Annotated in this window: 23 protein-coding genes and 1 tRNA gene; 16 read left to right on the top strand and 8 right to left on the bottom strand. The window is 68.2% G+C overall.

Annotated features, from left to right (window positions below):
• The first annotated feature begins 3 nt into the window (after positions 1-3).
• The 8 genes from rsmD to hisG all read left to right on the top strand — a co-directional run bounded on the left by rsmD (position 4) and on the right by hisG (position 8,549).
• On the top strand, positions 4-564 hold the full coding sequence (gene rsmD, locus ACZLZY_RS04525; protein WP_472932248.1) for a 16S rRNA (guanine(966)-N(2))-methyltransferase RsmD: 561 nt from the start codon (positions 4-6) through the stop codon (positions 562-564).
• A 168-nt stretch (positions 565-732) separates the two neighbouring features.
• A complete protein-coding gene (locus tag ACZLZY_RS04520) occupies positions 733-2,187 on the top strand; it encodes a M16 family metallopeptidase (protein WP_472932247.1) in 1,455 nt (484 codons plus the stop codon).
• A 13-nt stretch (positions 2,188-2,200) separates the two neighbouring features.
• The gene (locus ACZLZY_RS04515) at positions 2,201-3,523 is read left to right on the top strand and encodes a M16 family metallopeptidase (RefSeq protein WP_472932246.1); all 1,323 of its coding nucleotides are present in this window, start codon (positions 2,201-2,203) and stop codon (positions 3,521-3,523) included.
• Between the two features lie 2 nt (positions 3,524-3,525).
• Complete coding sequence (locus tag ACZLZY_RS04510; protein ID WP_472932245.1) at positions 3,526-4,410, top strand: patatin-like phospholipase family protein; 885 nt, start codon at positions 3,526-3,528, stop codon at positions 4,408-4,410.
• 134 nt (positions 4,411-4,544) lie between these two features.
• A complete protein-coding gene (locus ACZLZY_RS04505; RefSeq protein ID WP_472932244.1) occupies positions 4,545-4,721 on the top strand; it encodes a hypothetical protein in 177 nt (58 codons plus the stop codon).
• 372 nt (positions 4,722-5,093) lie between these two features.
• Positions 5,094-6,713: a histidine--tRNA ligase gene (gene hisS / locus ACZLZY_RS04500; RefSeq protein WP_472932243.1), complete on the top strand. Its 1,620-nt coding sequence runs from the start codon at positions 5,094-5,096 to the stop codon at positions 6,711-6,713.
• A gap of 4 nt (positions 6,714-6,717) precedes the next feature.
• Positions 6,718-7,857 (top strand): ATP phosphoribosyltransferase regulatory subunit, encoded by a 1,140-nt coding sequence (locus tag ACZLZY_RS04495; RefSeq protein WP_472932242.1) that lies wholly within the window; start codon positions 6,718-6,720, stop codon positions 7,855-7,857.
• Entirely contained in the window at positions 7,854-8,549 is a 696-nt protein-coding gene (gene hisG, locus ACZLZY_RS04490) for an ATP phosphoribosyltransferase (protein ID WP_472932241.1), read from the top strand. Before ACZLZY_RS04495 ends, hisG begins: the two co-directional genes overlap by 4 nt.
• A gap of 170 nt (positions 8,550-8,719) precedes the next feature.
• Here the strand turns inward: hisG and ACZLZY_RS04485 are convergent, their stop codons facing one another.
• The 3 genes from ACZLZY_RS04485 to ACZLZY_RS04475 form a co-directional block, all read right to left on the bottom strand.
• A complete protein-coding gene (locus tag ACZLZY_RS04485) occupies positions 8,720-9,394 on the bottom strand; it encodes a LutC/YkgG family protein (RefSeq protein ID WP_472932240.1) in 675 nt (224 codons plus the stop codon).
• Positions 9,391-10,980: a LutB/LldF family L-lactate oxidation iron-sulfur protein gene (locus tag ACZLZY_RS04480; protein WP_472932239.1), complete on the bottom strand. Its 1,590-nt coding sequence runs from the start codon at positions 10,978-10,980 to the stop codon at positions 9,391-9,393. The genes ACZLZY_RS04485 and ACZLZY_RS04480 overlap by 4 nt, the downstream gene beginning before the upstream one ends.
• Before the next feature lie 68 nt (positions 10,981-11,048).
• Positions 11,049-11,822, bottom strand: coding sequence for a (Fe-S)-binding protein (locus tag ACZLZY_RS04475; RefSeq protein ID WP_472932238.1), 774 nt, complete (start codon positions 11,820-11,822; stop codon positions 11,049-11,051).
• A gap of 186 nt (positions 11,823-12,008) precedes the next feature.
• Between ACZLZY_RS04475 and ACZLZY_RS04470 the strand changes: the two genes are divergently transcribed.
• The 5 genes from ACZLZY_RS04470 (at position 12,009) to ACZLZY_RS04450 (ending at position 18,166) form a co-directional block, all read left to right on the top strand.
• Complete coding sequence (locus ACZLZY_RS04470; RefSeq protein ID WP_472932237.1) at positions 12,009-13,502, top strand: FAD-linked oxidase C-terminal domain-containing protein; 1,494 nt, start codon at positions 12,009-12,011, stop codon at positions 13,500-13,502.
• Between the two features lie 10 nt (positions 13,503-13,512).
• Positions 13,513-14,085, top strand: a complete 573-nt coding sequence (locus tag ACZLZY_RS04465; protein WP_472932236.1) for a Uma2 family endonuclease — start codon at positions 13,513-13,515, stop codon at positions 14,083-14,085.
• Between the two features lie 2 nt (positions 14,086-14,087).
• A complete protein-coding gene (glcE, locus tag ACZLZY_RS04460) occupies positions 14,088-15,308 on the top strand; it encodes a glycolate oxidase subunit GlcE (protein WP_472932235.1) in 1,221 nt (406 codons plus the stop codon).
• Between the two features lie 63 nt (positions 15,309-15,371).
• Positions 15,372-16,814 (top strand): heterodisulfide reductase-related iron-sulfur binding cluster, encoded by a 1,443-nt coding sequence (locus ACZLZY_RS04455; protein WP_472932234.1) that lies wholly within the window; start codon positions 15,372-15,374, stop codon positions 16,812-16,814.
• A gap of 269 nt (positions 16,815-17,083) precedes the next feature.
• Positions 17,084-18,166, top strand: coding sequence for a DUF1176 domain-containing protein (locus ACZLZY_RS04450; RefSeq protein WP_472932233.1), 1,083 nt, complete (start codon positions 17,084-17,086; stop codon positions 18,164-18,166).
• 138 nt (positions 18,167-18,304) lie between these two features.
• On the opposite strand, the gene ACZLZY_RS04445 is transcribed toward ACZLZY_RS04450, so the two are convergent.
• The 5 genes from ACZLZY_RS04445 to ACZLZY_RS04425 all read right to left on the bottom strand — a co-directional run bounded on the left by ACZLZY_RS04445 (position 18,305) and on the right by ACZLZY_RS04425 (position 23,016).
• Positions 18,305-18,805 carry a hypothetical protein gene (locus ACZLZY_RS04445; protein ID WP_472932232.1) on the bottom strand — a complete coding sequence of 167 codons (501 nt, stop codon included), beginning with the start codon at positions 18,803-18,805 and terminating at the stop codon, positions 18,305-18,307.
• A 138-nt stretch (positions 18,806-18,943) separates the two neighbouring features.
• Entirely contained in the window at positions 18,944-19,864 is a 921-nt protein-coding gene (locus ACZLZY_RS04440; protein WP_472932231.1) for a DUF3829 domain-containing protein, read from the bottom strand.
• Positions 19,865-20,144: 280 nt separating this feature from the next.
• Entirely contained in the window at positions 20,145-20,726 is a 582-nt protein-coding gene (locus tag ACZLZY_RS04435; RefSeq protein ID WP_472932403.1) for a L,D-transpeptidase, read from the bottom strand.
• Positions 20,727-21,191: 465 nt separating this feature from the next.
• A complete protein-coding gene (locus ACZLZY_RS04430) occupies positions 21,192-22,073 on the bottom strand; it encodes a L,D-transpeptidase (protein ID WP_472932230.1) in 882 nt (293 codons plus the stop codon).
• A gap of 211 nt (positions 22,074-22,284) precedes the next feature.
• The gene (locus tag ACZLZY_RS04425) at positions 22,285-23,016 is read right to left on the bottom strand and encodes a DUF2927 domain-containing protein (protein ID WP_472932229.1); all 732 of its coding nucleotides are present in this window, start codon (positions 23,014-23,016) and stop codon (positions 22,285-22,287) included.
• Between the two features lie 489 nt (positions 23,017-23,505).
• Between ACZLZY_RS04425 and ACZLZY_RS04420 the strand changes: the two genes are divergently transcribed.
• The 3 genes from ACZLZY_RS04420 to ACZLZY_RS04410 all read left to right on the top strand — a co-directional run bounded on the left by ACZLZY_RS04420 (position 23,506) and on the right by ACZLZY_RS04410 (position 24,703).
• Positions 23,506-23,700, top strand: coding sequence for a hypothetical protein (locus ACZLZY_RS04420; protein ID WP_472932228.1), 195 nt, complete (start codon positions 23,506-23,508; stop codon positions 23,698-23,700).
• Positions 23,701-23,827: 127 nt separating this feature from the next.
• On the top strand, positions 23,828-24,502 hold the full coding sequence (locus ACZLZY_RS04415) for a DNA-3-methyladenine glycosylase I (RefSeq protein WP_472932401.1): 675 nt from the start codon (positions 23,828-23,830) through the stop codon (positions 24,500-24,502).
• A 124-nt stretch (positions 24,503-24,626) separates the two neighbouring features.
• A tRNA-His gene (locus ACZLZY_RS04410) sits at positions 24,627-24,703 on the top strand.
• The last annotated feature ends 6 nt before the right edge of the window (positions 24,704-24,709 follow it).

Here is a 24,709-nt window from a genome sequence, read left to right as displayed (position 1 = left end):
GCCATGCGCATCGTCGGCGGCTCCTTCCGCGGCCGGCCGCTGGCCGCGCCGAAGACCGACGCCATCCGCCCGACCACGGACCGGGTGCGCGAGACGCTGTTCAACATCCTGCAGCATCAGAAGAGCCGACCGCTGGAAGGCGCGCGCGTCCTCGACCTCTTCTCCGGCACCGGGGCGCTCGGCATCGAGGCGCTGTCGCGCGGCGCGCGCTACTGCCTGTTCGTCGAAGAGGGCGTCGAGGGCCGTGGCCTTTTGCGCAGCAATATCGAGGCTTTCGGCCTGACCGGCATCACCCGGGTGTTCCGCCGCGATGCGACGAGCCTCGGCCCGGCGGGCGCGCTGGAGCCGTTCAACCTCCTCTTCGCCGATCCGCCCTACGGCAAGGGTCTGGGCGAAAAGGCGCTGGCCTCGGCCCGCGACGAAGGCTGGCTACAGCAAGGCGCGATCTGCGTGCTGGAAGAGGCGTCGAGCGCGCGCTTCCAGCTGCCGGCGGGCTTCGTCCTCGACGACAGCCGCCCGACCGGCGACACGGTCCTGCGGTTCCTGCGCTTCGCCGCGGCGTGAGCATCGGCCGGGCGGTTCGCTATCCGCCGGAGACCGCCCGATCCCTCAGCCGCCGGGTAGCGCTGGGCCACGCCGCGGGCGACCTAACTAAAACTTAATTGGCACCCATAGCGCGGAGCAGCCATAGCTGCCGCACGAGAACGAAAAAGCACAGGGATCGAACCGACGATGCATCGTTTTGCCAGGCATGCGGGGGGTTCCGCTCTCGCCCTCTCGATCAGTCTCCTGCCGCTCACAGCCTTCGCCGAGGACGCCGCCAAGCCAGTCGCCGCGACGACCGCCGCCGCCCCCGCGCCGGCCCAGACACCGGCCGAACGGATGGCCGAGGCGGAAGCCAAGCGCCCGAAGAACGAGAGCTTCATGCTGGAAAACGGCATGCAGGTCGTCGTCCTGCCGGACCGCCGCGCTCCGGTCGTCACCCAGATGGTCTGGTACAAGGCGGGCTCGGCCGACGAGGTCGCCGGCACCTCGGGCATCGCCCACTTCCTCGAGCACCTGATGTTCAAGGGCACCAAGACCCATCCGATGGGCACCTTCTCAAACGCCGTCTCCGACATCGGCGGCGAGGAGAACGCCTTCACCAGCTACGACTACACCGCCTATTACCAGCAGATTCCATCCTCCGCGTTGGAAGAGATGATGGGCTTCGAGGCCGACCGGATGGAGAACCTCATCCTGTCCGACGAGGCAGTGCTGCCTGAGCGCAACGTGATCCTCGAGGAGCGCCGCCAGCGCACCGACAACGACCCCTCTGCCCAGTTGCAGGAAGCGCTGCAGGCGACGCTCTACCAGAACAGCCATTACGGCATCCCGGTCATCGGCTGGCGGCACGAGATGGAGAAGCTGTCGCGCGAGGACGCGATCGCCTGGTACAACCGCTACTATACACCGAACAACGCGACGCTGATCATCGCCGGCGACGTGACAACGGACGAGGTGCGCGCGCTCGCCGAAAAGACCTTCGGCAAAGTCAAGCGCCGCGCCGAGCCCGGCGACCGGGCAGCCTTGCGCCCGACCGAGCCCGAGCCGCTGGCGGCCCGCACGGTGACACTCAGTGACGCGCGCGTCACCCAGCCGACCATGCAGCGCTCCTACCTCGTGCCGTCCGACACCACGGCGGCACCGGGCGAGGCCGAGGCACTCGATGTGCTCGCCGACGTCCTCGACAGCGGCACGACCAGCCGGCTCTACCGTGCGCTCGTCGTCGACCAGGCGATCGCCGCCGGCGTCGGTGCCTATAATTCCAGCTCGGCGCTGAAGGAAGGCGAGTTCGGCGTTTACGGCACGCCGCGCGGCACCGCCGATATCGCCAAGGTCGAAGGCTCGATCGACGCGGAGATCGCGAAGATCCTGAAGGACGGCATCACACCGGAAGAGCTGGAGCGCGCCAAGAACCGCGTGCGCAAGGCCGTGATCTACGAGCGCGACAGCCAGACGGCGCTCGCCCGCCGCTACGGCGCGGCGATCTCCACCGGCCGCACCATCGCCGACGTCGACAGCTATCCCCAGCGGATCGAGGCCGTCACCGTCGACAGCGTCAACGCCGTCGCCCGCAAGTATCTGGACCCGAAACGGTCGGTCACCGGCTATTTGCTGCCCGCCGCCCCCGCCGTCCGCTCCTGAGATCGAGGTTTACATGACGCAGATCACGCTACGCCCGATCGCCGCGCTCGCCCTCACCGCCGGCCTCTCCTTCTTCGCGCTTTCGCCGGCCGAGGCCGTCGAAATCAAGCAGGTGACCAGCCCGGGCGGCATCAAGGCGCTGCTTGTCGAGGACTACACCAACCCGCTGATCGCCGTGAACTTCTCGTTCAAGGGCGCCGGCTCGACCGCCGATGCCGAGGGCAAGGACGGCACCGGAAACCTCATGTCGGGCCTGCTCGACGAGGGCGCCGGCGACATCGACAGCCGCAGCTTCCAAGAGAAGCTCGACAATCTCGGCGTCAGCCTGTCCTACACCGCGAGCTACGACAACTTCTCCGGCTCGTTCCGGACGCTCGTGGAGAACGAGTCCGAGGCCTTCAACCTGCTGCGCCTCTCGGTCAACGAGCCGCGCTTCGACGACGAGCCGGTGGCGCGGATCCGCGGCCAGATCGAGACCGGCATCATCGCCAACGAGAACGATCCGGGCCAGCTCGCCTCCAAGGCCTGGCGCGGCGCGGTCTTCCCCGGGCATCCCTACAGCCGGCCGAGCGACGGCACCGTCGAGACGCTGAACAAGGTCGAGAAGGCCGATCTCGAGAACTTCCGCAAGAACGGCTTCGCCAAGGACAACCTCGTCGTCGGCGTCGTCGGGGCGATCGATGCGACGGAACTCGGCAAGCAGCTCGACGCGGTGTTCGGCGCGCTGCCGGCCAAGGCGACGCTCCCCGTCATCGCTGACGCCGTGCCGGTGACCGGCAAGACCGCGGCGGTGACGCTCGATGTGCCGCAGACGACGATCCAGTTCGCGCTGCCGGGCATCAAGCGCGACGACAAGGACTTCTTCGCGGCCTATCTGATGAACCACATCCTTGGCGGCGGCTCGTTCTCCTCGCGGCTTTACCAGGAAGTCCGCGAGAAGCGGGGCCTTGCCTACGGCGCGAACTCCTTCCTCGCCTCCTATGACCATGCCGCCGTGCTCGGCGCCTCGACCGCGACCCGGGCCGACAAGGCGCAGGAATCGATCGACATCATCCGCAAGGAGATGAAGCGCATGGCCGATGAGGGCCCGACGCAGGCCGAGCTCGACAAGGCGAAGTCCTTCGTGAAGGGCTCCTACGCCATCCAGAACCTCGACTCCTCGCTGTCGATCGCTTCCACCCTCGTCGGCATCCAGCTCGACAATCTCGGCATCGACTATATCGACAAGCGCCAGGGCCTGATCGACGCCGTCACGCTCGACGACGTCAAGCGCATGGGCCAGAAGCTGCTGTCGGCCGACCCGACCGTCGTCACCGTCGGCCCCGCCGGCGCCTGACAATGGCCAAACCCCGCCGCATCGGCCTTGCGCTGGGGGGCGGCGGGGCGCGGGGCCTCGCGCACATCCACGTGCTCTCGACCTTCGACGAACTCGGCATCAAGCCGGCGCACATCGCCGGCTCGTCGATCGGCGCGATCTTCGGGGCGGCCTATGCCTCCGGCATGTCGGGGGCGGAGATCGAGGATTTCGCACTGGCAAGCTTTGCCAGCCCCCGTCTCCTGGCCGGCAGGCTCTGGGCGACGCGCCCGCCGACGCTCGCCGACTTCTGGGCCGATGGCGGCTTTCGCCTTGGCCAGCTTAACGCACGGCGGGTGCTTGGCGCCTTCCTGCCGCCGGCGATGCACATCGACTTCGACGCCCTCGAGATCCCGACGACGGTGATGGCGACGGACTTCTACGCCCGGCGGGCGTTGGCGATCCGCACCGGCGACCTGATGAGTGCGCTCGCGGCCTCGGCGGCTCTGCCGGCCGTGTTCCGCCCGGTGCGGCGCGATGGCCTCGTGCTGGTGGACGGCGGCATCTACAATCCCCTCCCCTTCGACCAGTTGCGCGACGCTGCCGAGGTGATCGTCGCCGTCGACGTCAATGGCGGGCCCGAGGGCGACGCCGAGAAACTGCCGACCCCCGTCGAAGCAATGATCGGCGCCTCGCAGCTGATGCAGCAGTCGATCATCGAGACAAAACTCCTGATCGACCCGCCCGACCTCCTGTTCCGGCCGCCGGTCTCCCGCTACGGCGTGCTCGACTTCCTGCGCACCAAGACGATCCTCGACGAGACGCGCGGCGTCCGCGAGGAGGTCAAGCAGCAGCTCGGACGCCTGCTCGACCGCCCGCCGGTGTTCGAGCTCGACGAGGCGATCGAGGCGTTGCAGCGGGAGGTGTGACGGCGAAAGACGTGGGTCCGGCGCCGGACCGATGATCGCCGCAGGTATTGCCGGTCTGTTCGCCCGCTGCGCTGCTGGAGCGGGAACAGGCATGACCGATCGTCGTTGCTCTGCCGACACCTGAGGAGATCGACATGACCGACGACATCAAGAAGACCCCGCCCGCCCAGCCGATGCGCGACGACAAGCCGACGCCCGGCGACCAGGAGCGGAAAATGACCAAGGAAGAAAGCCGCGACGACGCCGTCGACGACACGTTCCCCGCGTCCGACCCGGTGCAGCCGAGCCGGATCGACGGCCCGAACAACTAAGCTTACGCCCCGGAGACGAGTTGCCTCCGTCCACGCTTCTTCATCCCGGGCTTGACCCGGGATCCATTCCAAATCGTCGGGGACAGCTACGAGGTTGGACATTCCTGAGCCGGACTACGGCTGACGCGCTGAGGAATGGATCCCGGCTCAAGGCCGGGATGACGAGCTTGAGAGGTCGACACCTTCATCCTTGCACAGTTGGCAGTGGCTCTTAAGTCGGTCGTGCCGGCAGTGCCACCCTCGGCTCGCCTTTCCCCTTCCGCTTGTCCCTCCGCCGCCTATCGGCTAAGCCCCCAGCACATTCAGCAACCAGGCGATCGCCTGCCCTCTCCGCGAGGGTGGTGGATCGGCGCGCGTTTCAGGCGGCAGAACATGGCTTCCAAGCCCATCAAGGTGAAGGCGCGGCAGCCGCGCGGGTTCGGCGACCGTGGTCCGGACGATCTGCGGGCGCAGGAGAAGATGCTCGGCGTCATCAAGAGCGTCTATGAGCGCTACGGCTTCGAGCCGGTCGAGACGCCGTTCTTCGAGTACACCGATGCGCTCGGGAAATTCCTGCCTGACAGCGACCGCCCGAACGAGGGCGTGTTTTCGCTGCAGGACGACGACGAGCAGTGGCTAAGCCTGCGCTACGACCTCACCGCGCCGCTCGCCCGCTATGTCGCCGAGAATTTCGACGCGCTGCCGAAACCCTATCGCAGCTACCGCGCTGGCTACGTCTTCCGCAACGAGAAGCCGGGTCCGGGCCGCTTCCGTCAGTTCATGCAGTTCGACGCGGACTCGGTCGGCGCGCCATCGGTCGCGGCCGATGCCGAGATGTGCATGATGATGGCCGACGTGATGGAAGCGCTCGGCATCGCCCGCGGCGACTACGTCATCCGGGTCAACAACCGGAAAGTGCTCGACGGCGTGCTCGAGGCGATCGGCCTCGGCGGCGACGAGAATGCCGGGCGGCGGCTGACCGTGCTCCGCGCGCTCGATAAGCTCGACAAGTTCGGCATCGCCGGCGTGCGCGAGCTGCTCGGCAAGGGCCGGCTCGACGACAGCGGCGGCAAGGGCGACTTCACCAAGGGCGCCGAGCTGGATGCGGATAGCATCGACCGGGTGCTGCGGCTGTTCGACATCACCGGTCTCGCCGCCGAGGCGGTGGATGCCGAAGGTCCGGGCTCCGTGCGCATCGCCAAGGCCCGCGAGGCCTTCGGCGAGAATGCGCGGGTGGCCGAAGGGCTCGGCGAGCTCGAGCAGATTCGGTCGATGTGCCGGGCCGGCGGCTATGACGACGCGCGCGTGCTGATCGACACCTCGGTCGTGCGCGGCCTCGAATACTATACCGGCCCGGTCTACGAGGCCGAGCTGCTGTTCGACGTCACCAACGAGAAGGGCCAGAAGGTCCAGTTCGGCTCGGTCGGCGGCGGCGGGCGCTATGACGGGCTGATCGCGCGCTTCCGTGGCGAGGCGGTGCCGGCGACCGGCTTCTCGATCGGCGTCTCCCGGCTGATGACGGCGCTGAAGAACCTCGGCCGCCTCGGCAGCGAGGACCGCGTCGGCCCGGTCGTAGTGACCGTGATGGACCGCGACCGGTTGGCCGACTACCAGCGGCTGACGACGCTCCTGCGCGATGGGCTGAACCCGAGGGACGCCGACGGCCAGTTCGTCGGGCCCGTCGTGCCCGTCGAGATGTTCCAGGGCAATCCGAAGCAGTTCGGCAAGCAGCTGGCCTATGCCGACAGCCGCAACGCGCCGCTGGTGGTGATCCAGGGCGGCGACGAGAAGGCCGCCGGCATGGTGCAGGTGAAGGACCTCGTCGAGGGCAAGCGGATCTCCGAGACCATCGCCGACAACGCCACCTGGCGGGCCACCCGTCCGGCGCAGGTGACGGTGCCCGAGGCTGAGTTGCTGGCGACTGTGAGGGCGATCCTTGCCGCGCAAGCGGCGGACCGTCTTGGCGAGCGCACGCCCGACGACGCCGATGGGCGCGTCGGCACCGAGGACTGACGCGATGGCTCCGTCCGTGCCCCCGGCGATGGATGTCGCCCTCGAGAACCTTTTCGCCGCGCGCTCGACCTTTGCCGTGACGGTGCCGGTCATCCAGCCGGCGGACCCCTATCTCGACACCGCCGGCGAGGCTCTGCGACGGCGCATCTTCCTCACCCGCGGCGAGAGCGGGGAGACGCTGTGCCTGCGGCCCGACTTCACCATCCCCGTCTGCCTCTCGCACATAGCCGAGGGCGCGGCGCTGCCGCGGCGCTATGCCTATCTCGGCCTCGTCTTCCGGCAGATGCGGGCGGAGGGCTCGGAGTTCCGCCAGGCCGGCATCGAGGACCTCGGCGATCCCGACCGGGCGCGCGCCGATGCGCGGGCGCTGGCCGATGCGCTGGCCGGGCTCGAGACCGCGGCAGGCCCCGTGCCGCTCGACATCGTTCTGGGCGACCAGGGCCTCTTCGAGGCGTTCCTCGCCGCGCTCGGCCTGCCCGATGGCTGGCAGCGCCGGCTGGTGCGCACCTTCGGTGACGATACGCTGCTGGGTGCTGCGCTCGGCGATCTCGCCCGGCATGACGGGCAGGCGCTGCAAGGCCTCGCCGCCGACCTCCACGCGCTGGCCAAGAACCGCGACATGGTGGGCCTGATCCAGGCGGTGCGGGCGCGGATGGAGGCGGGCGGGCTGTCGCCCTCGGCCAGCCGGACGCCGGCCGAGATCGCCGCGCGGCTGATCGAGAAGGTGGCGGTCGCCGAGGCGAGCCTCTCGGAGAGCTCGCTGCAGCTGCTGCGCCGCTTCCTGTCGATCGACTGCCCGCTGTCCGACGCCTCGCGGCTGTTGCGCGGCCTGTCGGCGGAGAGCGGCATCGAGCTCGGCGCCGCGCTCACCGTCTTCGAGCAGCGCAACCTCGCGCTGGCAGAAGCAGGCGTTGATCTCTCCGCGGTGCGCTACCGTGCGGCTTTTGGCCGGGCGATCGACTACTACACCGGCATGGTGTTCGAGATCCGGGCGCCGGGGGCTGCCCAGCCGCTGGTCGGCGGCGGGCGGTACGACCGGCTGCTGACCTATCTCGGCGCCACCGTGCCGATCCCCGCGGTCGGCTTTTCGCTCTGGCTCGACCGCATCGCCGCGCTCGCCCCCGATGCAGGAGAGGCCGCATGACGCTGACGCTTGCCATCCCGTCCAAGGGCCGGATGAAGGAGGACGCGGTCGCAGCGCTGGCCGCCGCCGGCATCGAGATCGCCGGCGCCGAGGATGCCCGCAGCTACCGCACCAGCGTCTCCGGCATCGAGGGGCTGGACGTCGTCCTGCTCTCGGCCTCGGAGATCGCCCGCGAGCTGGCCAGCGGCAGCATTGCCTTCGGCGTCACCGGCGAGGACCTGGTGCGCGAGACGATCGCGGACGCGGACCAGAAGGTCGAGATCGTCGCGCGGCTCGGCTTCGGCCAGGCCGACGTCATCGTCGCGGTGCCGGAGGCCTGGGTCGACGTCGACCGGATGGAGGATCTCGGCGATGTCGCAGCCAGCTTTCGCCAGAAGCACCACCGGCGCCTGCGGATCGCGACGAAGTACCAGCGGCTGACGCAAGAGTTTTTCACCCGCCGTCACGGGATCCAGAGCTACCGCATCGTCGAGAGCCTCGGCGCCACCGAGGGTGCGCCGGCCGCAGGGTCCGCCGACATCATCGTCGACATCACCTCCACCGGCTCGACGCTAAGGGCGAACGCGTTGAAGGTTCTAAGCGATGGCCTGATCCTCGCCTCGGAGGCCTGTCTCGTGATGGCGAAGGCCCCGCGCGATGCCGCCGAGGCGGCGGTCGTGGCGGAGGTGCGCCGGCGTTTCGCCAGCCGCTGACGGCGCTGTCCGGCGACACGTCGTGCGCTCCGGTCGCCTCCTCGGCGGTTGGCGCTGCTCCCATCAAGGTCACAAGGAAGCCGCGTCCCCCGTGCGTCAACACGACGCCTGGCGGCCGAGCAGGGGTCGACCAGCCGCCCCAGACGTCCTGCGAAGGACGCGGATCCGTCCTATCCCACGAGGATGATGTGCAGGGCCCGCGGCCCATGGGCGCCGAGCAGCAGCTTCTGCTCGATGTCGGCCGACCGCGAGGGGCCGGTGATGAAATTGACCGAGCGTGGCATCTTGCCCTTGCCTTGCCGCGCCCGGACGAGCGGCCAGAGCGCCTCCATGCCGCCGACGATGGCATCGGCCTTGAGCACCACGATATGGTTCTCCGGCAGGAAGTTCAGCGTCGTCGGGTTGTCGGGACCGGAGAGGAGCATCAGCGTGCCGGTCTCGGCAATGCCGCCCTCGGCATGCGACAGGCCGTTGAGGTCATCGCCGGCGCTGGGACCGTACGCGACGGTCAGCGCGGTGTCGGCGTAGTCGCCCTCGGCGAGCCTCGGATCGCTGCCCATGCGGATCGTCGCGGGAAAATTGTTGAGGCGCAGATAGTCGGCGACGGCCTTCGGCAGATCGGCGTAGCCCGCGACCTCGGCGATGGTCGCGCTCGCCGCCTCCGCCATCATCTTGAACATCGCCTTGCGGCCGGCGGCATCGAGCTGACCGCGGGCGGGGATGACGCCGATCGGTGCACCGGCAAGGCGCGCGTCGACGGCGGCCTGCCGCTCGGGATCGCGCGGCCGCCCGCCATTGGCGTGGCGGATGCGCGACAGCATGGCCTCGCGGGCCGAGCCGCTCATGCCGAAGCTCCCGTGCCGCTGGTGGCGGCAGCCGCTGCCGTCGCGGCCGCTTTCGCCGCGGTGGTCGCGGCATCCAGCGCTTCGGCCGCGGCAGCGCGCGCGGCGGCGGCCTTGGCCGCGGCGATCGGCAGCCGGGCCTTGGGCAGGACCATGCCGCGCGCTGAGACCGCCGGGCGCTCGCCTTGCCGGACCTGCTGCAGGAAGGTGCGCCCCTCCGGCGCCGGCAGATCGCGCCATTTCGTCCAGCCGCCGGCGAGCGGCAGCGCGGCGAAGCGCCGCTTGGCCCCGGCCATCGCCGACAGGATCGGCATCGCAAACGAGACCAGCGTGCGGTAGAGCGCCGGGCGCCGCGCGGCGAAGGCCCAGACGCCAAGGCCACTGCGGGCGGCCTTCGGCTGCAGGTGCTGCTCGAACTCCTTCTCGCGCCAGTGCCGCATCATCTTCGGCAGCGGGATGTGCATCGGGCAGACGGATTCGCAGCGGCCGCAGAAGGTCGAGGCATTCGGCAGGTTGCCGGCCTTGTCGATGCCGGAGAGGCCCGGCGTCAGCACGGCGCCCATCGGGCCGGGATAGACCGAGCCGTAGGTGTGGCCGCCGACCGCGTGGTAGACCGGGCAATGGTTCATGCAGGCGCCGCAGCGGATGCAGCGCAGCATGTCCTCGAACTCGGTGCCGAGCATCGCCGAACGGCCATTGTCGAGGAGGATGACGTGGTATTCCTCCGGCCCGTCGACGTCCTCTGGCCGCTTCGGCCCGGTCGAGAACGTGGCGTAGACAGTGGACTCCTGCCCCGTAGCGGAACGCGCGAGGACGCGCAGGATCTGCGCGGTGTCCTCCAGCGTCGGCACCATCTTCTCGATCGAGGCGAAGACGACGTGGCACTTGCCGAGCAACTGCGTCAGGTCGCCATTGCCCTCATTGGTGACGATCACCGAGGAGCCGGTCTCGGCGATCAGGAAGTTCGCGCCGGTGACGCCAATATCGGCCTCGGCGTATTTCTGGCGCAGGATGGTGCGCGCCTCCGACAGCAGCGTCACCGGCTCGGTGAGGTTGCGCAAGGGGTCGAGATGGGTGTGGACGCGGCGGAAGTCGGCCTCGACCTGCTCGCGCGTCAGGTGCACCGCCGGCGCGATGATGTGGCTCGGATGCTCGCCCCTGAGCTGGATGATGTATTCGCCGAGATCGGTCTCGACCGGCACGATGCCGTTCGCCTCGAGGAAGGCGTTGAGGCCGATCTCCTCCGACACCATGGTCTTGCCCTTGGTGACGGTCTTCGCCCCGCGCCGCCGGGCGATGGCGAGGAAGATCGCCTTCGCATGGTCGGCATCCTCGGCGAAATGCACGGTGCCCCCGGCCGCCTCGACCTTCGCCGCATAGGCCTCGATGTAGAGGTCGAGATGCTTCAGCGTGTGCTGCTTGATCGCCACCGCGCTGTCTCTGAGGGCATCGAACTCCGGCAGCGCGTCGACCGCCTTCTGCCGCTTGCCGATGAAGCCCTGCTCGACATTGCCCATCGCCCGCTGCAGGTCCGGATTGGCGAGCGCGGTGACGGAGTTCGACTTGAAGGCATGGGAAGTGATCTGCATGGCTCAGTCCAACGTCGCATCGGGGTTGCGGAGGAAGTCGGGCGCGGCAAGGCGCAAGGCGCAGCCGGTCACAGCCGGCCGCCGATCGGCGGGGCGTCGATCATGCCCGCCAGCACTTCGGCGACGTGGCGCACCTCCATGGCGACGCCGCGGCGCTTCAGCTTGCCATCCATGTTCATGAGGCAGCCGAGATCGCCAGCGAGCAGCATGTCGGCACCGCTCTCCTCGATCGCCTTCGCCTTCTTGGTGACGATGGCGTTGGAGATGTCGGGAAACTTCACGCAGAACGTGCCGCCGAAGCCGCAGCAGACGTTGGCGTCGCGCAGTTCGGCAAGCTCCAGGCCCTCGACGCTGGCGAGCAGCGCTCGTGGCTGGTCGTGGACACCGAGCTCGCGCAGGCCCGAGCAGGAGTCGTGATAGGTGACGGTGCCGGTGATGGCGACGTCGACCGCGGTGACGCCGCGGACATCGGTGAGGAAGCTCACGAGCTCGAACACTTTTTCGGCAAAGGCGTCGGCGCGGCGCTCCCAGGCGGCGTCGCCGGCGAAGAGCTCGGGATAGTGCTTCTTCAGCATGGCGGCGCAGGAGCCGGAGGGCGCGACGACGTAGTCGAAGCCCTCGAAGGCGGCGATGACCTGTTCGGCGATGGCGCGGGTGTCGGCGCGGTCGCCGGAATTATAGGTCGGTTGGCCGCAGCAGGTCTGGCTCTGCGGAACGGTGACCGTGCAGCCGGCATCTTCCAGAAGCTTCAGCGCGGCAAAGCCGACGCTCGGGCGGAAGAGGTCGACGAGGCAGGTGACGAACAGGCCGACCGATGTTCTCTCACCTTGGTGCGTGCTCATGCCTGACCTTCCCTGCCATCCCATCCCCTTGCATCACAAACGGGAATTAGAACTTTTCCAAGACGCTGACGGCGAGGGATAGCACATGCTAGGGTGAAGTACAGCGACTGGGATACCAGTTGACCGGGAAGCGCGGTAGGGTCGCACCAGACCGCGGGCCCGCTGGCATTGATCTGGGAGGATTGCATGGCCGTTCTGATGCCGAAGCCGAGTGCCGAGATCCTCGGGCGGCGGGCGGCGATCGTCGCAGCGCTGCAGGCGATCGTCCCCGGCGAGGGCGTCGTCGACAGCCTGCATGAGATGCGCCCGTTCGAGAGCGACGGCCTCACCGCCTACCGCCAGCTGCCGCTGGTCGTGGTGCTGCCGGAGACGGTGCGGCAAGTCGCCGCCGTGCTCGCCTACTGCCACGCCGAGGGCATTCCGGTGGTGCCGCGGGGATCGGGCACCTCGCTGTCCGGCGGCGCGCTGCCGCTCGAGGACGGGGTGCTGCTGGTGCTGTCGCGCTTCAACAAGGTGCTCGACGTCGACTTCGACAACCGCTGCGCCGTAGTGCAGCCGGGCGTGACCAATCTCGGCATCACCCGCGCGGTCGAGCACCGCGGCTTCTATTATGCCCCGGACCCGTCTTCGCAGATCGCCTGCTCGATCGGCGGCAATGTCGCGGAGAATTCCGGCGGCGTGCACAGTCTGAAATACGGGCTGACGGCGACGAACGTCCTCGGCATCGAGTTCGTCACCATCGAGGGCGAGGTGATCCGGCTCGGCGGCAAGCACCTGGACTCGGAGGGCTACGATCTGCTCGGCCTGATGACGGGCTCGGAGGGCCTGCTCGGCGTCGTCACCGAGGTGACGGTGCGCATCCTGCAGGCGCCGGAGACGGCGCGGGCCGTGCTGATCGGCTTTCCCTCGAGCGAACAGGCGGGCGCCTGCGTCGCCGCGATCATCGCCAAGGGCATCATCCCCGGCGGCATGGAAATGATGGACCGGCCGGCGATCAACGCGGCGGAAGACTTTGTCCATGCCGGCTATCCCCGCGACGTCGAGGCGCTCTTGATCGTCGAGCTGGACGGACCGAAAGCGGAGGTCGACCATCTCCTCGCCGAGGTCGAGGGGATCGCCCGCGCCAATGGCTGTTCTTCCGCCAAGGTCTCCACTTCCGACGAGGAGCGCGCCGTCTTCTGGGCGGGGCGCAAGGCGGCGTTTCCCGCAGTCGGACGGATTTCGCCGGACTATTACTGCATGGACGGCACCATCCCGCGCAAAGCGCTGCCCGAGGTGCTGGCGGGCATGAAGCAGTTGTCAGAAACGCATGGCCTGCGCGTCGCCAACGTCTTCCACGCCGGCGACGGCAACCTGCACCCGCTGATCCTCTACGACGCCAACCAGCCGGGCGAGCTGGAAGCGGCCGAGGAGTTCGGCAACGACATCCTGCGCCTTTGCGTCAAGGTCGGCGGCGTCCTGACCGGCGAGCACGGCGTCGGCGTCGAGAAGCGCGACCTGATGCCGGAGATGTTCAGCGAGGACGACCTGAAGCACCAGCAGCGGGTGAAGTGCGCCTTCGACGCGAAACACCTTTTGAACCCCGGCAAGGTGTTTCCGCTGCTGCACCGCTGCGCCGAGCTCGGGCGGATGCACGTGCATGCCGGCAAGACGGCGTTTCCCGAGCTGCCGCGGTTCTGAGGAGGGCGCGATGACGGTCCAGCAAGCCCTGAAGCACGATTTCGACGAGGCCGAGTTCCACCGCTTCCTGGAAGGGCGGCCGGAGGAGGAGCGCTGGCAGCTGATCGACGGAGAACCGTTCATGATGGCGTCCCCGACGCTGGTCCATCAGCGCATCGCGGCCAATCTCGCCCGACGGCTGAACGATGGACTCGACGTCCACCGGCCGGATCTCTTCGCCATGCACGAGGTCGGCATCCGGCTGGAGGGCCGGGAAAAATTCCGCCCGATCCCCGATGTCGCCATCCTCGACGCCGAGATCGAGGACATCCGCTATGCCACCGCCTTCTACCTCGCTGCCGAAGTTCTTTCGGAATCGAACACGGCCGAGTTCATCAGCCTGAAGCGCGCACGCTACGCCGAGGCCCCGACCTGCGCGCATGTGCTGATCATCTCCCAGAGCGACATTTGCCTGGAGCTGTGGTCGCGCAGCAGCAGCTGGCGCGGCGAAGTATTCCGCTCGGCCGACGACGTGATTTCCTTGCCCGAGTTCGGCGTCTCGCTGCGGCTCGGCGACCTCTATCGGGGCACCCCGCGCGCATGAGCATGGCCGAAACCCTCCGCAGCGACATCCTCCACCCCCGCTCCGCCGAAGACGTGCGCGACGCCGTCGCCGATGCCGTGGCGGACGGCGCGCCGCTGGCGGTCGAGGGCACCGGCTCGAAGCGCGGGCTTGGGCGGCCGGTGCAGGCGGCGCGGACGCTGTCGCTGGCCGAGCTGAAAGGCGTAACGCTGTACGAGCCGGACGAGCTGGTGCTCTCGGCCCGCGCCGGCACCGGCATCGCCGAGATCGAAGCGCTGCTCGACGAGAACCGCCAGCGGCTGGAGTTCGAGCCGCCGGATTACGGGCCTTTGCTCGGGCTGCCCGCGGGACACGGCACGCTCGGCGGCGTCGTCGCCTGCAACCTCTCCGGCCCGCGCCGGCTGAAGCAAGGCGCGGCGCGCGACCATGTGCTGGGCGTTAGCGCGGTCTCCGGCCGGGCGGAAATCTTCAAGTCGGGCGGGCGCGTGGTGAAGAACGTCACCGGCTACGATCTATCCAAGGGCCTCACCGGCTCCTTCGGCACGCTGGCGGTGATGACCGACATCACGGTGAAGGTGCTGCCGAAGAGCGAGGCCGAGAGCACTCTGGTGCTGCGCGGGCTCAGCGATGCGGACGCCGCGCAGGCGATGGCGGCGGCGATGGGCTCGCCCGCCGAGGTCTCGGGCGCCGCGCACCTGCCGGCCTATGTCGCCGGGCGTGTCGCGGACGGGGCGCTCGGCGACGACGCGGCGACGCTGATCCGGCTCGACGGTTTCGGCCCCTCGGTCGCCGCCCGCGCTGCCCATCTCGGCGCGGCGCTCGGCAAGGTCGGCCCCGTCGAGACCCTGGACGGGGCGGCGTCGGCCGCGCTGTGGCGGGACGTCCGAGACGTCCGGCCGTTCTGCGACGGGACGGCGAAGCCGGTCTGGCGGATCTCCTGCACGCCGAGCGAGGGCCATGCCGTGGTGATGAGCTTGCGCATGCACGCGGCGGTCGACGCCTTCTACGACTGGCAAGGCGGGCTGGTCTGGCTGAAGATGGAGGACGCGCCGGAGGCGGCGCTCGTGCGCGCGGCGCTCGCCCGGCACGGCGGCGGCCACGCCTTCCTGGTGCGCGCACCGGAGAGCGTGCGCGCGGCGACCGAGGTGTTCCAGCCGCAACCGGCACCGCTGGCCGCGCTCGCCCAGCGCCTGCGCCTGCAGTTCGACCCCGTCGGCATCCTTAATCCCGGCCGGATGGGCTAGCGCCGGCCCAGCCGGCCCAGCCCCGCCCTTCGCCTTTTCCTTCCCGACTTCCGGCAGGCTCTTATGCAGACGCACTTCTCCCCCGCCCAGCGCGCCGATCCCGAGACCGCCCATGCCGAGGGAATTATCCGCAAATGCGTGCATTGCGGCTTCTGCACGGCGACGTGCCCGACCTACGTCACCCTCGGCAACGAGCTGGATTCCCCGCGCGGGCGGATCTACCTCATCAAGGACATGCTGGAGAACGACCGGCCGGCGGACGCGACGGTGGTCAAGCACATCGACCGCTGCCTCTCCTGCCTCGCCTGCATGACAACATGCCCCTCGGGCGTGAACTACATGCACCTCGTCGACCACGCCCGCGCCCATATCGAGAAGACCTACCAGCGCCCACCGGTCGACCGGGCCATCCGCGCCGTGCTGGCGATGACGCTGCCCTATCCCCAGCGGTTCCGCTGGAGCCTGACGCTCGCGCGCCTCGCCAAACCGCTCGCGCCGCTCTTCGACCGGGCCGGGCCGCTGAAGCCGCTCGCCGCCATGCTGCGCCTCGCGCCCGCGCGGCTGCCGGCCAAGGCCGCGCCCGCCGGGCACCGCGCCGCACCGTCCGTTGCGGGACCAGCAACATCCGGACCGGCAGGGGCGGAACAGGCAGGCGAACCTCAGGTGAGAGCCGCACAGCTGAGAGCCGAACAACCCGCGGCCGCATTCCCCACCGCAGCCTCTGCCTCAGCCGGCACGATCCCTGGGGCAATCCCCCAGGCCGGCCGGCGTGTGGCGCTCCTCTCGGGCTGCGCGCAGCAGGTGCTCGACCCCGGCATCAACGCGGCGACGGTGCGCCTCTTCGCCCGGCTCGGCGTGACGGTGGTGGTGCCGAAAGGCGAGGGCTGCTGCGGGGCGCTGGTGCATCATCTCGGCCGCGAGGCCCAAGCCCTCGACTTCGCCCGCCAGAATGTCGACGCCTGGACGCGGGCGATCAAGGACGGCGGGCTCGACGCCATCATTGTCACGACGTCGGGCTGCGGCACGACGATCAAGGACTATGGCCACATGCTGCGCCTCGACCCCGCCTATGCCGACAAGGCGGCGAAGGTCTCGGCGCTGGCGAAGGACGTCACCGAGTTCCTCGCCGCCCTGCCCCTCCCCGCCCCGGTCCACGCCACCGGCCTGAAACTCGCCTACCACTCCGCCTGCTCGATGCAGCACGGACAGAAGATCACGAAAATCCCGCAGGCGCTGCTGCGCGCCGCGGGCTTTGCCGTTAGCGACGTGCCGGAAGGCCACCTCTGCTGCGGCTCGGCCGGCACCTACAACATTCTCCAGCCCGAGATCGCCCGGACGCTCCGCGACCGCAAGCTCGCCAACATTGCCAAGGTCGCCCCAGAGGTGATCGCGACGGGCAATATCGGCTGCATGACGCAGATCGGCTCGGGGACGGACGTGCCGGTGGTGCACACGGTGGAGCTGCTGGACTGGGCGTATGGCGGGGAGCGGCCGGCGGGGGTGTGAGAGAGAATGGGCGTATAGGGCTGCGAAGCTCGTGGACCCCGGCGACAGCTCAGTTTGGCCCATGCGCCTTTCGAAAGAAAGCTCTACCCCATCACGCCGCTGATCCGACAGGCACCGCTATCTGAACCCAGTCCTCGTCGGCCTGACGAGGAGATGCGATGAACATCCGGCAAGCCGTCCTCTGACCCAACCTTGACGGGCCTCGATTTTCGATGTCCGTGCTGGGGTGCTGTTGACGAGGACAGTTGAAGCGGGGCGGACCCAATCACATGATCACTCGGCTCTTTTCGATCGCCGCCCTTCTCATGGTTCCCGCGACGGCGGCTATGGCTGCGGGAACGAAAGAGTCCAGCATTGGCACCCTCCGAACCTTCGGAGATTGGGTGGTCGGTTGCGACAACCTATCCACTTGCACCGCCGTCGGCTTTCCGCCGGCGGAGGCCACGGGCGGATCGGCCTATCTGAGGGTAACACGGCGCGGCGAGCCGGATGCGGTGCCTCAGGTGAAACTGGTCGCCGTAACGGACACGGTCGCAAACGTCGCGAAGAAGCACGACCTCACCCTGTCCGTCACGGGTACTAAGGGTGCGACAGGGATCGAAGCGGTCGCTGCCAGCGCCGAGGACGGCTACGCCTCGGCCTCGATCCCCGATGCGCTGCCGTTCTTGGCGGCGCTTTTACCCGCGGAAGAACTCGTCGTGGCCTCGGATACCATGTCCGAGCCCGCACACATCTCCCTTCGCGGCCTTAGCGCCGCCCTGCGCGCGATGGACGATCGCCAGGGCCGGGCCGACACTGTCTCGGCCTTGGTGGCGCGCGGCGCGCTCGGTCCTGCCGACATGCCAGCGCTGCCGGAGCCCCTGGCGCCTGTGCAGGCGGTGAAGTTGACGGAACTCGATCCCGCGCCGAAACTGCCCGAGGGGATCGAAAGCGCAAGCCCCGAATGTGACAGCAACCGCAAGCCCATCGCCTTCCAGGCGGTGAGCGGCGTCAGGATCTTCGGCTCCTGCGTCTTCGAGGGAGCGTACAATGTCGGACGGCACTTCTGGCTCGAGGGATCGCCCGCCAAGCTGCTGGACTTCGATGTCAACGCAGCACCGGACGACGACAAGACCGTCCTCGTGAATGCGGCGCTGGACGAGGACGGGATGACGCTTTCCGCCGTCGATCAGGGCCGCGGCGTCGGTGATTGCGGGTCAGCCTCGTCATGGGCGTTCGACGGGACGGTGTTCCATCTCGTGCGCCTGACAGCCATGACGGAGTGCCGCGGAGTTCTGCCGGAGGACTGGCCGGTGCTTTACACCGCCAGCACCAGTCCGGCGTCAGCACCTGCGCCCGCCTCTGGCAACTAAGGAGGCGACGGGTCGCCCATCGGCCACCCCCTTCGCCCTGAGCCTGCTGTAGGCCTTCCACGGTGCCGTTGACCGCAAACGAGGGAATGTCGTCCAGCGCCCTCGATCTTGCGCCAGACGACAGCGATCAGAGGCGTATCAGAGCGACGCTTCGAGGACCTTCAGAATGGCGTTCGTGCGATCCTCGACATCGGTCGTGTTGGTGTAGGGACGGAAGTTCACCGTCAGGACGCCGCCGTCGAACTTGACGCGGTCGCCGTACGCAGTCGCCGGGATGCCACCGTCCTCATAGTGGACTTTGATCTCCTTGAGGCTCTGCTTCAGGGCGGATTTGCCCATGTCGTCCTTGGTGATCTGAGCCAGCGCAGATTCGATCGGCCCGAAGATCGTCTTCACGAAGTAATCGTCCTGCGGGTAGTACTCGGCGTCGCCGGGGAGCGCGAGGCTGTTCCAGTCGACGTTGATCGGCACGTCGAACCCTGCTGCTTGCTGGATTTTCTTCTGGAGCGAGGGATATTGCGCCTCCGCATAGGCTGCGATGGCGCGGCGTTCCGCAAGGCTCGGCTTGGACTGAGCCTGGGCGAGGCTTGTCGAGGCGATCATCGAGAGCGCGGCGAGGCTAAGAATGGTTCGACGCAAGGATAGGCCTCCACTTGTGAATGTTATGACGCTTTTGGTTTGCCCCGGCTCCAGCGATACGGGATCGGGGGTGGGCTGACAGCATCGGGCTCTGCGCGGAAAATGTCAGGACTTGCAAACCGTTGGTTCCTGTGGCCGCTAAGGCGTTGGCAGCTGGATGAACTGGCTCGACGAGACCGCACTGTTGTATTCTGCGACGACGCGTTCCCGGTCCGTGTCGTTTCCGCTGACCTTGTAGTCACGCCACGCGCCGATCATTGACGTCCCGTTTCCGGCGACCATCGCGAATTTGGTCTTGTTGAGCGCGGCATCCGGGCCCGTCGGTCCCGAGGCGGCCAGAGCGGCTGCCGCGGCTTCGAGGGAGGGCATCAAGCGATCGGCCTCGGCTTTGTCGCCCGCAATGACGGCTTGGACGAAGGCCTCGCCCGCCGCCATCGTGGCGACGAAGTTTGCCTCCCCCTCGAAGCCGCCCTTGCGGAGCGCTTCGATCCGCGCAGCATTGAGCGTCCGCTCCTGTTCCCGCAGCACGGCATCGAAATCCTGGAGCGACGCCTGCGTCTCGTCCAGTGCCTTCAACAGCGGGGCGTGCGCGGCCTTGCCCTTGGCGAACTGGTCGTCGCGATAGGCCCGCGTCTTGTAGTAGGGCTCCAAAGCCTGCAACTGGGTCACGAGCGTTTGGAGTTTTAAGATCAGCTGATCGACGGCGGCATCCGCGGCGGCCATCGCAGTTCCGGGCAGCGCCCGGCCCTCCTTCAAACGGTCGATCGCCAAGGGGAGGTTCAGAAAGGTCGGAAAGTAGATCGTGGCACTCGCGTCGGCCTGGGGCACGTTGAGTTCCCGATAGGCCGAGGCGACGAAGCCGACGCCAAAGGCGGGGTCGATCAGGTCGTTGTAGGTTTCGACATAGACACGGCGCTTTTCGGCGAGCTGATCTGCCTCGGATGAAGCCGTCGCCACAACCGGCGCCGCATTGGTGTCGGACGAGTTCGGCTTGCAGGCCGAAAGGCCGATGACCGCCATGACGGCCGTGATCGCTACCGCGCTATACTTGATCGCCACGCATCATTCCCCGCCCGTTTCCGTCGGGGGGATGGATGCCCGATTTTTCAGATCGTTGGAAGAGATTAGTAAGGCAGTAGTTGCATTGCGCAGGATTTGCAATCTTTAGATGGCCCTGCGGAAGCGCGATTGCTCTCGGTAGCTTCGCAGCAAGCGTTTGATTTTCTGGTGCTCGCCGAAAGCTAAAGCTTTAAGGTCGGCACAAAAGACATCACCATCCTCATGAAAAAGCCCGCCATCGCTGGCGGGCTCCCGTCTCGTCAAACCGCGCTCGGCAAACTCACCCGCCGAAAATCGCGTCCAGCAGTCCGCGTCCGCCGCTGAGCAGGCCGGCCTCGCGGTAGATGCTCTGGCGGCCTGCGCCGTCGGGACCGATCACCACGACCTTGGTGCCCTTGCCCGCCCGCGCGTAAAGGTCCTGGACGTCTTCGTTCATCATCCGGATGCAGCCCGACGACATGTTCTGGCCGATGGTCCAGGGCTGGTTGGTGCCGTGGATGCGGAAGATGGAGTCCTGGCCGTTGCGGTAGAGGTAGAGGGCGGCGGCGCCCAGCGGGTTGTTCGGGCCGCCTTCCATGTAGGGCGGGATGATGTGGCCGTTGGCGGCCTCGCGCACGATCATCTCCTTCGGCGGGGTCCAGCCCGGCCATTCCGCCTTGCGGCCGACCTTCATGTCGCCGGACCAGCCGAAACCTTCGCGGCCGACGCCGACGCCGTAGCGCGTCGCCCGGCCGGGGGCATTGACGTAATAGAGGAATTTCCGCTCGCTATCGACGATGATGGTGCCGGGCGCCTCGGCCGTGTCGATCCGCACGCTCGTGCGCATGAACTGCTTGGCGGGCTTCCTCATCGACTGCGACATGCGGCGCGACGGCGCCTGGTCGGCCGACTTCCAGGAATTGGTGGCGTGGTCGTAGTAGCGGCTCTCGGCGCTGGCGGGCGCGGACAGGCTCATGCCGCCGATGAGGCCGGCGGAGAGCGCCAGGGCGAGGCGGAAGGCTTTGGACATCTGGGTTTCCTCATGGCGGTGCTGCGGTGTGGTGGTTCGCCGGGGTGGAGCCGGCAGGAATGCGAGGCGGCAGCGCGGCGGTGATGGTGAGCCGCGCAACTCGAGCTGGCAAGGCGGCTATGGGCCGCCTGGGGGCTGGCTCCGCAAGCCGTGATCGACGGTGTGCGGGTTCGACGGGGAGTGTGGCGTTTCGGGCACGGCCGGCGGGTAGAGAGCTGATCCGCCAAAGCTGCCGGTCCCCCCGAAGATCTGCCGATCTCCCCCTCAAGGGCAGCTTCGGCCTCCGCATGACGGTGGAGCAGTTCGGCGCCGATCGCCCTAGAGCACGATGACCTTGGTACCGACGGGCACGCGCGAATAAAGGTCGGTGACGTCCTCGTTGCGCATGCGGATGCAGCCGGAGGAGACGGCCTTGCCGATGGACCAGGGCTGGTTGGTGCCGTGGATGCGGTAGAGCGTCGAGCCGAGATACATCGCGCGGGCGCCCAGCGGGTTCTGCGGGCCGCCCTTCATCTGCGCGGGCAGGATCTTGCCCTTCTTCTTCTCGCGGGCGCGCATCTGGGCGGGCGGCGTCCAGGTCGGCCATTCCTTCTTCTGCGTCACGGTGTGGCTGCCGGCCCATTCGAAGCCCGGCTTGCCGACGCCGACGCCATAGCGCCGCGCCGTGCCGCCGGCCTCGACGAGGTAGAGGAATTTCGACGAGGTATCGATCACCACCGTGCCCGCAGGCTTGTCCGAGGGATAATTCACCTGCTGCGGCAGATAAGCGGGGTCGATCGAGCTGACCTTTTTCATCGCGCGGCCGGGCGCGGAGACGACCGAGCCAGTGATGGCGGCGGTGCGACGGATCCTCACGCCATCGGCATCGCCCCTCTCGTCGCGCAACGAGAGCGGGCCGTCCTTGATGTCGCGCGAGCGGATGCGGGCGCGGCCCTCGACGCGCACGCCGTCACCGTCGCGCAGGCCGTAGCTGCCGCGCACGGCATAGCCGCGGCGGGTGTCGTAGAGGCCGCCGGGATTGGCGAGATCGGGTTTGATGTAGCCGGGCACCACGCCGCTGCCGGGGCTGAGCTGCAGGATCCACTCCTCGGCAAGGTCCGAGGAGACCTGCACGCCGCGGTCGCGGGCGGCCGCCGGCGTGGCAAGAGAGAGGGCCAGGAGGGTGGCAAGGCCAAGGGGGGCGAAAAGCCTGTTCGGCACGGTCTATCCTTCGTCGCGGGCAGGCGCGGCCAAGCCTTGCGGCGGGCGCGCCCGTCAGGGGCCCGGGGCGGATTGCCCCTTGGCCCGACCTTGCGCCGAAATGGCAAGCGAAAGATGAATCGCGCCCGCCCCGCCTCGGCATCCGCCGGCTAAGGATTTCGTTATGCTTAAGAAAGGCTTAGCGCGGCGAGGCGCTGGCAGGTGACGGTGGTCACCGCACGCGGCGGCGGACGGTCTCGGCGATCGCCGGCAGCAACGGGCGGGCGGCCGCCGTGCTCATGCCGGGCGTCAGCCGGTCGTCGTACAGCATGTTCAGCATGATCCGGTCGTAGCGGCCGAAGCGGGTGACGGTGGACGTGTCGTTGAAGACGCTGTCCGGTGCGCCGTCGAAATCGTCAAGCGGCCCGAGCCCCTGCAGCACCTCTTCGACCAGGCAGCGGCGGAAGGCCGGCTCGCCGTCGTCCGAGACGATCAGCGCATCGGCCCGCACGATGCCGGAACGGCCGTAATCGGCATGGACCAGGCAGCTGCCGGGCACCCGCCGGAACGGGTTGCGGAAGATTTTTCGGCCGATGCGCTGGTAGTCGGCGGTGTCGACGACGTGGACGACGAAGCGCGCCTCGGCGGCCGACGCCGCGATGCTGGTCTCGAGCCCGGCTATCTGGCGCGGCAGCCCGGTGACGAAGCTGCGCACCTCTCGCCGACGGTCCTTGGCGGCATGGTTCTCGATGAAGAAGGCGACCGGGCCGACGAACTTCTTGATGTAGCGCCCGCCACCGAAGAGACCGGGAATCTCGGCCCCGAAGGCGATCATCTCGAAACCCTCGACGAGGGCGGGGGTGGCGAAGGGCGAAGCGGGCGGTGCAGCAAGCGCCGGCCGCGTCGCGCCGGCAAGCCCGGACACGGCGGAGAGCACGGCGAGAAAGGCAAGGCAGCGCAGCATCGGGCACTCCGCGGGGATCGCCGGCGAGGCCAGCCGCCCCTCATGCAAGGCGGCTCGCCCCGGCGCAAGGGCACGACGGCCACATCGCGACTTTCGCATCACACCGCTCAATTTCCCACGGCTGGACGTTGATCTCCGACGACGTTCGATTACCTTTTTGGTTACCTATGTTGCTCCAGCCGCAGGCAAGCCTTTGAGGTGACCATTATTCAAGCGTTAAGCGCGGTGGAAGTGGTTCAGCAACATAGTGCAGCGCGACGCTGGGCGCAGGAGAGATGCGCGAGTCGACGAGAGGGAGACGGGGCGGTTAGCCGCCCCCAGCGCATGCAGGGCGCGCGGGCAACAGACCCGCGAACAAGCTGGTGGGGCGAGACCCCACGGATCGGGAGGCATGCCGCCGCCGGACGACGAGGCCGCAAGGCCCGTCACCGGTTCCTTCCTTTCCGCTCGCGCGAGCTGCTCGCTGCGCGAGCGCTCCTGGAGCCTGCCATGATCGCCCTCACCCTCCTCGTCTGCCTCCACGCCGATCCCGACACCTGCCGCCCCCAGCGCGTCGCCTTCGAGGGCTCGCTGATGTCCTGCACCCTCTACGGGCAGGCGGTCGCCGCCGAATGGATCGCCACCCATCCGAAATACCGGCTGAAGACCTATTCCTGCGGCCGCCCGCCGCTGCCCACCGCCTGACCGGCTCAGCCTTCCGCGGGCCGGTCGACGGCCGGACCAGCCCGCCGGCGCTATGCCTTCCGGCGGGCCCTGTCGACGCCCGGCTTGCGCTCGGCGGCGTCGGGCGCCATGAAAGCGCATGAGCGAGATGTCCGACGACCCGGCAGGCCCGGCAGAGCACGGGCCCGGCGCCCTTCCGGAAGGGCTGACCGATGCCCCCGACGGCACCTGGCGCTGCCGCTGGCACGGCGGCACGGCGGACTACATCCGCTATCACGATACGGAATGGGGCCGGCCGGTCGGCGACGCGCGGGCGCTGTTCGAGAAGATCTGCCTCGAAGGGTTTCAGGCCGGCCTCTCCTGGATCACCATCCTGCGCAAGCGCGAGGCGTTTCGCGCCGCCTTTCATGGCTTCGACGTCGACGCCGTCGCCGGCATGGACGAGACGGACGTCGCGCGCCTCCTCCTGGACGGCGGCATCGTGCGACACCGCGCGAAAATACTCTCAGTGATCAACAATGCCCGACGTGTGCAGGCGATGCGGGCGGAGGGCGTGGCGCTGTCGGCCTTCGTCTGGTCGTTCGAACCCGAGCCCGACGAGCGCCCCGCCGTCGTTGACGCCGCGATGGTCCGCGCCAACCCGGTGACGCCGGCCTCGACCCGCCTGTCAAAGGCCTTGAAGGCAAAGGGTTTCAGCTTCGTCGGACCCACGACGGTCTATGCCTTCATGCAGTCCATGGGCCTCGTCAACGACCATATCGAGGGCTGCCACTGCCGCCCCGCCTGCGAGGCGGCGCGGGCCGCCTTCGTGCGGCCGACCTGACGGCAAGCGTTGTCGGCAGGCGGAAAAATTCCTGCCCGTCGATGCGCCTTGCGCCTGAATCACGCTGGCCCCTTGCACAAAAGGCCGAAAGATTTTATTGGCTCGCCCGGACGGACGTCGTCATGCGGTTGTAGCTCAGTTGGTTAGAGCGTTGGATTGTGGCTCCAGAGGTCGGTGGTTCGAACCCACCCAACCGTACCATTATTT

Source organism: Mesocryomonas lacus (assembly GCF_055730135.2).
This window is presented reverse-complemented; position numbering and strand designations above follow the sequence as displayed.